Annotated in this window: 8 protein-coding genes; 6 read left to right on the top strand and 2 right to left on the bottom strand. The window is 66.2% G+C overall.

Annotated elements, in window-relative coordinates:
* Positions 1 to 115: 115 nt before the first annotated feature.
* The gene (locus tag CCZ28_RS17640) at positions 116 to 343 is read left to right on the top strand and encodes a hypothetical protein (RefSeq protein WP_140220089.1); all 228 of its coding nucleotides are present in this window, start codon (positions 116 to 118) and stop codon (positions 341 to 343) included.
* 130 nt (positions 344 to 473) lie between these two features.
* Here the strand turns inward: CCZ28_RS17640 and CCZ28_RS17635 are convergent, their stop codons facing one another.
* Both CCZ28_RS17635 and gabP read right to left on the bottom strand, forming a co-directional pair.
* Complete coding sequence (locus CCZ28_RS17635) at positions 474 to 683, bottom strand: DUF1127 domain-containing protein (RefSeq protein ID WP_058760394.1); 210 nt, start codon at positions 681 to 683, stop codon at positions 474 to 476.
* A gap of 354 nt (positions 684 to 1,037) precedes the next feature.
* Entirely contained in the window at positions 1,038 to 2,426 is a 1,389-nt protein-coding gene (gene gabP / locus CCZ28_RS17630) for a GABA permease (protein WP_140220087.1), read from the bottom strand.
* A 555-nt stretch (positions 2,427 to 2,981) separates the two neighbouring features.
* Between gabP and CCZ28_RS17625 the strand changes: the two genes are divergently transcribed.
* The 5 genes from CCZ28_RS17625 (at position 2,982) to CCZ28_RS17605 (ending at position 10,181) form a co-directional block, all read left to right on the top strand.
* Positions 2,982 to 3,713 (top strand): gluconate 2-dehydrogenase subunit 3 family protein, encoded by a 732-nt coding sequence (locus tag CCZ28_RS17625; RefSeq protein ID WP_140220085.1) that lies wholly within the window; start codon positions 2,982 to 2,984, stop codon positions 3,711 to 3,713.
* Positions 3,713 to 5,500: a GMC family oxidoreductase gene (locus tag CCZ28_RS17620; RefSeq protein WP_058777868.1), complete on the top strand. Its 1,788-nt coding sequence runs from the start codon at positions 3,713 to 3,715 to the stop codon at positions 5,498 to 5,500. Before CCZ28_RS17625 ends, CCZ28_RS17620 begins: the two co-directional genes overlap by 1 nt.
* A gap of 11 nt (positions 5,501 to 5,511) precedes the next feature.
* Positions 5,512 to 6,876 carry a c-type cytochrome gene (locus tag CCZ28_RS17615; RefSeq protein WP_437179180.1) on the top strand — a complete coding sequence of 455 codons (1,365 nt, stop codon included), beginning with the start codon at positions 5,512 to 5,514 and terminating at the stop codon, positions 6,874 to 6,876.
* 437 nt (positions 6,877 to 7,313) lie between these two features.
* Positions 7,314 to 8,579, top strand: coding sequence for an oxalate/formate MFS antiporter (gene oxlT, locus CCZ28_RS17610; RefSeq protein WP_140220081.1), 1,266 nt, complete (start codon positions 7,314 to 7,316; stop codon positions 8,577 to 8,579).
* 12 nt (positions 8,580 to 8,591) lie between these two features.
* On the top strand, positions 8,592 to 10,181 hold the full coding sequence (locus CCZ28_RS17605) for a gamma-glutamyltransferase family protein (protein ID WP_140220079.1): 1,590 nt from the start codon (positions 8,592 to 8,594) through the stop codon (positions 10,179 to 10,181).
* The last annotated feature ends 1 nt before the right edge of the window (position 10,182 follow it).

Below are 10,182 nucleotides of genomic sequence, written 5' to 3'. Positions count from 1 at the left end.
CGGCAGTCAACTAAGACGTGCACTACAGAGCTGTGTGTCTGTAGCTGAGGCCCGCCGCCGCGCGGAGCGGGCCAAACAACGAATTCACGGGTTCCTAGCCACGAGGCCGATATTCATGAAAAAGCTGCTGATTACCTCTACCGCTGTTGTGATGCTGTCCATGGCCACGGGTGTCTTCGCGGCCGACACCTCCAAGAGCAACACCGCGGTCAGCGGCTCGGCCACCGCGCCGGTGCCGGGCAAGACCACCGTCGAGGGTGGTGCGGACGGTGGCGCCAAGGTGCCCTTCAAAAGCGACAAGCCCAACAAGGTCGACGCGCGCAATCAGAACAACATGCAGTAACGGCCTGCCCCACGCGGGCGGTAACGAAAAAGCCCCGGCATGCCGGGGCTTTTTGCTGTCCGGGTGTCAGGCCGCAGACAAAACAAACCCCGCCGGAGCGGGGTTCGTGGAAGCTGTGCAGCCGCCGGGCTTAGCGCCAGAAAGGCTTGTGCATTTCCTGGTAACGCTGGGCCTCGGTGATGCCGGCGTCGGCCAGCATGCGGGTGTCGAGACGAGCCAGTTCGTTACGGCTGGCGATGCGACGCTGCCAGGTGGCCAGCGTGGAGAGCACGCGCAGAACGAAGGGGACGCGGGTGCTGGGTTCGGCTTGGTACAGCGAGGAACTGAAGGTGCGTTCCATGGTGGCTTTCCTTCCCGCTTATGACGGGTACTGGTCATCGAATGGCGCCATTGTCTCGCCAGGCGAGTGCTACCACCAGTAACAGTCCAGGGAAAGGTTCGCGGGTCACTCAGCACACAATTGCAACTGTACTGCTGCAATATGGGTCATTCTGTAACGTTTAGCACCATTACAGTGCATTTTTCGGTTACCAGAGGGAACAGACTAGAGAATTTGGCCTGTACAGTTCCGCTGAAGCCTTGCAAACAGAGGTGCTGTTCTACCTGTTACCGCCCTTTCTGTCCAGCACCACGCCCCAATTTTGCCCCACCAGGGTGCGACCCCGGCACCGTAGTTGCCGGGGTCGCCTGGCCGTCAAGGCGCCGCAGCTACCAGCGCGGGAGCCTGGGGCTGACGCCGCCCCACCCAGGTGCCGATGGCCATGACCGCCAGGGCCAGCAGGCCCGTGGCGATGATCTCGAAGCGGTGGGCTTCGCTGAACAGCATCACGGTGAGGGCACCGACGATGAACAGGATCACCGCCCAGGTCAGCCAGGGGAACAGCCACATGCGGAATTCCAACTGTTCACCCCGGGCGATCAGCTTGCGTCTCAGCCGCAGCTGGGTCACCGCGATCACCAGGTACACCAGCAGCGCCACGGCACCGGAGGTGGACAGCAGGAAGCTGAACACCGCCTCGGGCATGGTGTAGTTGGCGATGGTGGTCAGGAAACCCACGGCGGTACTGGCCAGCACGGCGGCGCGCGGTACACCGGCGCTGGAGGCGCGGCCCAGCTTGGCCGGGGCATCGCCGCGACGGGCAAGGGAATAGAGCATCCGCGAGGCGGTGTAGAGCGCCGAATTGAGGCAGCTGGCCACGGCGACCAGCACCACGCAATCGACGATCAGCTTGGCGTGGGGAATCGACAGTACCTCCAGCGCGCGCTGGTAGGAACCGACGAGCGGCAGCTGGGCATCGTTCCACGGCACCATGGACACCACCAGGAAGATGGATACCAGGTAGAACAGGGCGATCCGCCAGATCACCGAGTTGGTGGCCTTGCTGATCTGCCGCGACGGGTCCTTGGACTCGGCCGCGGCGATGGTGACGATCTCGGTGCCCATGAAGCTGAACATGGTGGTCAGCAGGGCGCCCATCACCGCGCCGAAACCGTTGGGCATAAAGCCACCGGTATGGGCCATGAGATTGCTCAGGCCACTGACTTCGCGACCCGGCAGCGCACCGACCAAGGCGGCCGCGCCCAGGGCGATAAAGGCGACGATGGCGATCACCTTGAGCAGGGCGAACCAGAATTCGAACTCGCCGTACTTGGCGACGCTGAACAGGTTGGTCACGGTCAGGATGCCGGTGATTACCAGGGCGAATTGCCAGGTGGCGACGGCCGGGAACCAGGCATTGAGGATGGCGGCGGCGGCCACGGCCTCGAGTGGGATCACCAGCACCCAGAACCACCAGTACAGCCAGCCGATGGTGAAGCCGGCCCAGCGACCGATGCCCTGCTGGGCATAGGAAGAAAAGGAGCCGGTATCGGGCGAGGCGACGGCCATCTCACCCAGCATGCGCATGACCAGCACCACCAGGGTACCGGCCAGGGCGTAGGCCAGCAGCACGGCAGGACCGGCCGCGGCGATAGCATGCCCGGAGCCGACGAACAGACCGGCACCGATCACGCCAGCGATGGACAACATGGTCACATGGCGCGGTTTGAGCTCCGGGGAAAGGTTGCATTCTACGTTGGACATAAGGTGTTACCTGACAACGGAAAGCCTCCTAAGTGCAACATGCGCGCCAGTCTCGCTGAAATCGGCACAACACGAACTCAAATGGTGCAAGACCTCGCGAAAAAGGGCGAAAACACGGCACTTATTTTCAATATCGCAATAAATATTTGACTAATAGGTACATTTTTTATTGACGACGCCAGACCTCAGCCCTGCTTCATTAGGTATCACTTGGTGCAACTTGCACCAATATGAGGCGTCATTGGGTGAAACCTTAGGTAACCCTAGGCCTGTCACGCGCATGGTGCCTTGGCTGGCAATGACCAATCGGGCTGGCGACTGGACCACAGCCGCTCTGGGTGTTCCAGCGCGCCAGGGTGCTCCCCTGCGCCGCCTCGGTAAGCGTTCGGGCATGGGTCTTAGTCGCAGGGTCGGGAACTTGGCGTGGCGCCAGGCCTCTGCACCTCTGCGACAAAATGTAACCGGCGCCCGGAGATGTTGGTAATATTCCAACAGATTAGCTAGCTAACCATAAGCCCTGCGGTTCCACGTCGGGCCCCTGATGAGACCCCAAGCATGTCCGCAGACGACTCTGTCCCGGCCCGTCGCGACTTCCTGCGCAAGTCCCTGAGCCTGATTCCCGTGGTGGCCTTGGCCGGCAGTGCCGCGCCGAGCCTGGCCCTCGCCGCCCCGACGCCGGTGGACAAGCCCGGCAGCAGCCCACGCGCGGATCACTATCAGCCGGTGTTCTTCACGGCAGAGGAATGGGCCTTCGTGCAAGCGGCGGTGGCCCGGCTGATTCCGGCGGACGAGCTGGGGCCGGGGGCGCTGGAAGCCGGCGCCTCTGAGTTCATCGACCGCCAGATGCAGACCGCCTATGCCCGCGGTGGCCTCTGGTACATGCAGGGCCCCTTCGCCGCCGATGCCGCGCCGGAAATGGGCTACCAGAGTCGGCTGGTGCCCCAGGACCTCTATCGCCTGGGCATCGCCGCGGTGGATCGCTGGACGGGTCAGCAACACGGCAAGCCCTTCGCCGAGCTCGCACCCGCCCAACAGGACGAGGCACTCAAGGCCCTGGAAAGCGGTGATGCCCAGCTAGACGGCGTGCCGGCCAAGCTGTTCTTCGCCCAGCTGCTGCAGAACACCAAGGAAGGCTTCTATTGCGATCCGCTGCATGGCGGCAACAAGGAACTGGTCGGCTGGAAGCTGGTGAATTTCCCCGGTGCCCGCGCCGACTTCATGGACTGGGTGGAGCGCGACGAACGCTATCCCCTGCCGCCGGTATCCATTCGCGGGGAGCGCGGCTGATGGCCAAGGTACTGCCCAGAAAGAACGTGGTGATCGTCGGCTTCGGCTGGACCGGCGCCATCATGGCCAAGGAACTGACCGAAGCCGGGCTGGACGTGGTGGCCCTGGAACGCGGCAGCTACCGGGACACCTATCCCGATGGCTCCTATCCCCAGGTGATCGACGAACTCACCTACAGCATCCGCAAGAAGCTGTTCGTCGATGTCTCCAAGGAAACCGTCACCATCCGCCACAGCGTCAATGACGTCGCCCTGCCCAATCGCCAGCTCGGCGTCTTCCTGCCCGGCGATGGCGTCGGCGGCGCCGGCCTGCACTGGTCCGGCGTGCACTTCCGCGTCGATCCGGTGGAACTGCGCCTGCGCAGCCACTACGAGGAGCGCTACGGCAAGAAATTCATTCCCGAGGGCATGACCATCCAGGACTTCGGCGTCAGCTACGCCGAGCTGGAGCCCTACTTCGACTTCGCCGAGAAGGTGTTCGGTACCTCGGGCACCGCCTGGACGATCAAGGGCCAGGTGGTGGGCGACGGCAAGGGCGGCAATCCCTATGCCGCGGATCGCTCCAGCGACTTCCCGTTGCCGGCGCAGAAGAACACCGTCTCGGCACAGCTGTTCGAACAGGCCGCGCGGGAGGTGGGCTATCACCCCTACAACCTGCCCTCGGCCAACACCTCGGGGCCCTACACCAACCCCTACGGCTGCCAGATGGGCCCGTGCAACTTCTGTGGCTATTGCAGCGGCTATGTCTGCTACATGTATTCGAAGGCCTCGCCGAATCTGAACATCCTGCCGGCGCTCAAGCAGGAACCGCGCTTCGAATTGCGCAGCCAGGCCCATGTGCTGAAGGTGAACCTGGACAGTACCGGCAAGAAGGCCACCGGGGTGACCTACCTGGACGCCCAGGGCCAGGAGCTGGAGCAGCCGGCCGACATCGTCGTGCTCGCCGCCTTCCAATTCAACAACGTGCGCCTGATGCTGCTCTCGGGCATCGGCCAGCCCTATGATCCCAAGACCGGCGAAGGCGTGGTCGGCCGCAACTTCGCCTACCAGAACATGGCCACCATCAAGGCCTTCTTCCGCAAGGATCAGCACCACACCAATCCCTTCATCGGCGCTGGTGGCAATGGCGTGGCGGTGGACGATTTCAACGCCGACAACTTCGACCACGGCCCCCACGGCTTCGTCGGCGGCTCGCCCATGTGGGTCAACCAGGCCGGCACCCGACCCATCGCCGGGGCGGCCAATCCGCCCGGCACGCCGCAGTGGGGCAGCGCCTGGAAAAAGGCCCAGGCCGGCTACTACAACCACCAGCTGTCGATGGACGCCCACGGGGCGCACCAGTCCTATCGCGACAACTACCTGGACCTGGACCCCACCTACCGCGACGCCTATGGCCAGCCGCTGCTGCGCATGACCTTCGACTGGAAGGACAACGACATCCGCATGACCCGCTTCATGGCGGCCAAGATGAAGAAGATCGCCGAGGCCATGAATCCCGAGCACATCAGCGTCGCGGTCAAGGATTTCGGTGGTCACTTCAACACCGCCAGCTACCAGACCACCCACCTGAACGGTGGCGCCATCATGGGCACCGATCCCAAGACCAGCGCGGTGAATCGCTACCTGCAGAGCTGGGACGTGCACAACGTCTTCGTGCCGGGTGCCTCGGCCTTTCCCCAGGGCCTGGGCTACAACCCCACCGGCTTGGTGGCGGCACTGACCTACTGGTCGGCGCGGGCCATCCGCGAGCAATACCTGAAGAACCCCGGCCCCCTGGTGCAGGCATGAGAGACGCGCCCATGATCCTCCGTACCCTCGCGACCCTGCTGCTGGGCGCCGGCCTTACGCTGGGCGTCCAGGCCGCCGACGACAATGACCCGGCATTGATCAAGAAAGGCGAATACCTGGCGCGCGCCGGTGACTGCGTGGCCTGCCACACCGCGCCGGGCGGCCAGCCCTTCGCTGGCGGCCTGCCCATGCAGACGCCCATCGGCACCCTCTATTCCACCAACATCACCCCGGATCGGCAGACCGGCATCGGCGACTACAGCTTCGCCGACTTCGACGCCGCCATCCGCCAGGGCATCGCCAAGGAGGGCCATACCCTCTACCCGGCCATGCCCTATCCCTCCTACGCCCGGGTCAGCGAGGGCGACATGCACGCCCTCTATGCCTACTTCATGCACGGCGTGACCCCGGTCGCCCAGGCCAATCGTGACAGCGACATCCCCTGGCCGCTGTCCATGCGCTGGCCCCTGGCGATCTGGCGCCAGCTGTTCGCCCCTGCGGTAGTGCAATTCCAGCCGGCCCCGGACCAGGACCCGGTGGTGGCGCGTGGCGCCTACCTGGTGGAAGGCCTCGGTCACTGCGGCGCCTGCCACACGCCACGCGCCCTGACCATGCAGGAAAAGGCGCTATCCCCCGCAGATGGCGCGGATTTCCTGGCCGGCAGCGCGCCGCTGGAAGGCTGGATCGCCAAGAACCTGCGTGGCGACCAGCGCGACGGCCTGGGCCGCTGGAGCGAGGAGCAACTGGTGCAATTCTTCAAGATCGGTCGCTCCGCCGACAGCGCCGTGTTCGGCGGCATGACCGAGGTGGTGCAGCACAGCCTGCAGTACCTGAGCGACGCCGATCTGCACGCCATCGCCCGCTATCTCAAGACCTTGCCACCCAAGGACCCGCACGATGCGCCCTTCCAGCCGGATGGCCGCGCCGCTGCCGCCCTCTGGCGCGGCGACGACAGCGCCCGCGGTGCCCAGGTCTATGTCGACAACTGCGCCGCCTGCCACCGCACCGACGGCCAGGGCTACGACCGGGTCTTCCCGGCCCTGGCCGGCAATCCAGTGTTGCGCACGGCCGATGCCAGCTCGCTGATCAACATAGTGCTCAAGGGCGGCACCCTGCCCGGCCTGCACACGGCGCCCTCGATGATCGTCATGCCGCCCTTCGGCTGGCGCCTGGACGACGCCCAGGTGGCCGACGTCGTCAGCTTCATCCGCGCCAGCTGGGGCAACGACGCCCCGCCGGTTAGCGCCGCCGACGTCGCCAAGTGGCGCACCGACGACAACCGCACCACCTCCGGCGACGATCTCGGCCAGGCCTTCGGCCATCGGCAACCGGCACCCGCGACCGCCGGGGGCGATACCCCGGCCGGGGCGCACTGAACCAATGCCCAGTTCCCTGTAGGGCCGGGTCGCGGTCGCCGATCCCACCGCACGCTCGCCAGGGGCTTTTCCAGACCTGACGAGCGGTAGCGGCTGGCGCGGCCCATCCTGATCGCGCCTGGGCGGTGCCACGCCATCCCTCAGTACACACCCCAGGCGCTCGCCAAGCCGAGTCCTAGACGCCTAGCCTTCCCTCGTCAGGCCACCAGACAGGACGCCTTCGACACCAGAGCGTCCGAACGCTTACTGCATAGCTGTCCGTTTCGCGCTATGCATTGGGATTTTGGCGCGAGTCCGACGGACATCGTGGGTGCTACTTTTTCGGGAAATCAGGCCGACTCGACTTTCGTGTCCGCAGTCGCAGCCCATAACGATGATCGCTGCATCCCTTAGCCATCCTGCCCTCACTTCGTCTTGCCCTGACAGGATTGCACCCGATGACCACCAAGCCGCTCATCGCGACCTCGACCCCCGTCGTCTCTTCCACCTCGCGCTGGTTCCAGCTGTGCGCCGGCGTCCTCTGCATGATGGCCATCTCCAGCCCCCAGTACGTCTGGACGCTGTTCACCGGCCCGCTGAGCGCCAAGCTAGGTTCCGGGCTGGCCTCGCTGCAGGTCACCTTCTCACTGCTGATCGTCCTGCAGACCTTCTTCTCCCCGGTCCAGGGGTTCCTGGTGGACCGCTTCGGCATCCGCAAGCTGATCGCCTGTGGCTGCGCCCTCAGCGGCCTGAGCTGGATCCTGGCCAGTCGCGCCGACAGCCTCGCCAGTCTCTACCTGACCTACGGCGTGCTCGGTGGCCTCGGCACCGGCATCGTCTACGTCGGCGTCGTCGGGCTGATGGTGCGCTGGTTCCCCGATCACCGCGGCCTCGCCGCCGGCGCCGTGGCGGCCGGTTATGGCATGGGCGCCATGGTCACCACCTTTCCCATCGCCAACAGTCTGAAGAGCCTGGGGCTGGAGACCACCCTGGTCACCTTCGGCGTGGTGCTGGGCATCGTCGGCCTGCTCGCCGCCCAGTTCCTGCGCCAGCCGCCGGCGCCGGCCAAAGCCCTGGCAGCCGAGGTCAGCACGGCCCCGGACATCGCGCCCAAGGCCATGCTCAAGACGCCGCTATTCTGGCTGATGTTCCTCATGTTCACCCTGATGTCCACCTCGGGCCTGATGGTCACCTCGCAGATGGCCAGCTTCGCCAAGGACTTCGGCATGACCGAGGTGATGGTGTTCGGCATGGCCGCCCTGCCGCTGGCCATGACCATCGACCGCATCTGCAATGGCCTGACCCGCCCGCTGTTCGGCTGGATCTCCGATCGCTGGGGCCGCGAGAACACCATGGCCTTCGCCTTCTGCTTCGAAGGCATCGCCATGACCCTCTGGCTGCTGACCAGTGACAACCCGGTGCTCTTCGTGCTGCTGTCGGGCGTCGTCTTCCTGGGTTGGGGAGAGATCTTCTCGCTGTTCCCCTCGACCCTCACCGACACCTTCGGCACCCGCCACGCCACCACCAACTACGGTTTCCTGTACATGGCCCAGGGCATCGGCTCGATCTTCGGCGGACCGGTCGCGGCCCTGCTGCACCAGTCCAGCGGCAGCTGGCTGCCGGTATTCGCCACCGCCATCGCCTTCGATCTCATCACCGCCGCCCTGGCCCTGCTGGTGCTCAAGCGCCTGCGCCAGCGCTGGCTGGCCCGTCACGCTCGCTAACGAGGAAACCCCATGCTCAACACCACCGTCGCCGCCCGCGGCATCGCCGTCGCCCCCCACAGCCTGGCGGCGCAGTCCGCCCTGGCGGTCCTGCGTGAAGGCGGCAATGCCGTGGAGGCCATGGTCGCCGCCGCGGCCAGTATCGCCGTGGTCTATCCGCACATGAACGGCCTGGGCGGTGATGGCTTCTGGCTGATCGTGCCGCCCGAGGGCGAGCCCATCGCCCTCGACGCCAGCGGCCCGGCTGGCAGCGGCGCGACCCTGGCCGCCTATGCCGACCTGAGCGCCATCCCCACCCGCGGTCCGCGCGCCGCGCTCACCGTGGCCGGTACCGTCGGCGGCTGGCAGGCCGCCCTGGAGGTGGCCGCGGAATTCGGCGGGCGCCTGCCGCTGCCGCGCCTGCTGGCCGATGCCATCCACTACGCCGAGGCCGGTATCCCGGTGACCGGATCCCAACACCTGGCGACCCTGGCCAAGCGCGCCGAACTGGAAGACCTTCCCGGCTTCGCCGCGACCTTTCTGCCCGACGGCGCCGTCCCCGCCGAAGGCGCCCTGTTCACCCAGCCGCGCCTGGCGGCCACCCTGCGCCAGCTGGCGGAGCGTGGCCTCGACGACTTCTATCGCGGCGACCTGGCCGCCCGCATCGCTGCCGACCTGACCGCGCTGGGCGCCCCGGTCACCGCCGCCGACCTTGCGGCCTATCGTGCCAAGCGAGTCAAGCCGCTGCACCTCGCCCACAGCGCGGGCAGTGTCTACAACCTGGCCCCGCCGTCCCAAGGCCTGGTCTCCCAGTTGATCCTCGGCCTCGCCGATCACGCCGGCCTCGGCGGCTGCACGGCCGATGGCAGCGCCCACGTCCACACCCTGGTGGAAGCCACCAAGCTGGCGTTCAAGGTGCGCGACGAGCACATCACCGACCCGGCGCACATGACCCTCGATGCCCAGGCCTGCCTGGAGCCCTCCTGGCTCGCCGACCTGGCCGGCCAGATCGATCCGCAGCGGGCTCGCCCCTGGGGGCGTGGCAAGGGGCCGGGTGACACCATCTGGATGGGCGTGATCGACGGCAACGGCTTGGCGGTGTCCTTCATCCAGAGCATCTACCATGAGTTCGGCAGTGGCGTGGTGCTGCCGGACAGCGGCCTCAACTGGCAGAACCGCGGCGCCTCCTTCAGCCTGGACCCCGCGCACATCCTGGCCCTGGCGCCAGGCAAGCAGCCGTTCCATACCCTCAACCCGGCCGCTGCCCGCCTGGCCGATGGCCGTACCCTGGTCTATGGCACCATGGGCGGCGACGGCCAGCCCCAGACCCAGGCGGCGGTGTTCAGTCGCTATGCGGTGTTCGGCCAGCGCCTGCAGGAGGCGATCACCGCGCCACGCTGGCTGCTGGGCCGCACCTGGGGCGAGAGCAGCGACAACCTCAAGTTGGAAAATCGCTTCCCCGCCGCGGTGATCGAAGAACTGCGCGCCCTTGGCCACGAGGTCGAGTTGCTGCCGCCCTTCAGCGAGACCATGGGCCACGCGGGCGCGGCGGTACGCCATGCCAACGGGCTGTTCGAAGGGGCCTTCGATCCGCGCAGCAACGGGGCGGCGGCGGGCTACTAGC

The organism is Pseudomonas oryzihabitans, assembly GCF_006384975.1.
Classification (GTDB): Bacteria; Pseudomonadota; Gammaproteobacteria; order Pseudomonadales; family Pseudomonadaceae; genus Chryseomonas; species Chryseomonas psychrotolerans_B.
The sequence above is the reverse complement of the archived record's forward strand: the minus strand, read 5'-3'. Positions and strand labels throughout refer to the sequence as shown.

Bases quoted from the DNA above. Each gene is read 5' to 3' on its own strand.
- CCZ28_RS17640 (WP_140220089.1), top strand. From the start codon at position 116: ATGAAAAAGCTGCTGATTACCTCTACCGCTGTTGTGATGCTGTCCATG.
- CCZ28_RS17635 (WP_058760394.1), bottom strand. From the start codon at position 683: ATGGAACGCACCTTCAGTTCCTCGCTGTACCAAGCCGAACCCAGCACC.
- gabP (WP_140220087.1), bottom strand. From the start codon at position 2,426: ATGTCCAACGTAGAATGCAACCTTTCCCCGGAGCTCAAACCGCGCCAT.
- CCZ28_RS17625 (WP_140220085.1), top strand. From the start codon at position 2,982: ATGTCCGCAGACGACTCTGTCCCGGCCCGTCGCGACTTCCTGCGCAAG.
- CCZ28_RS17620 (WP_058777868.1), top strand. From the start codon at position 3,713: ATGGCCAAGGTACTGCCCAGAAAGAACGTGGTGATCGTCGGCTTCGGC.
- CCZ28_RS17615 (WP_437179180.1), top strand. From the start codon at position 5,512: ATGATCCTCCGTACCCTCGCGACCCTGCTGCTGGGCGCCGGCCTTACG.
- oxlT (WP_140220081.1), top strand. From the start codon at position 7,314: ATGACCACCAAGCCGCTCATCGCGACCTCGACCCCCGTCGTCTCTTCC.
- CCZ28_RS17605 (WP_140220079.1), top strand. From the start codon at position 8,592: ATGCTCAACACCACCGTCGCCGCCCGCGGCATCGCCGTCGCCCCCCAC.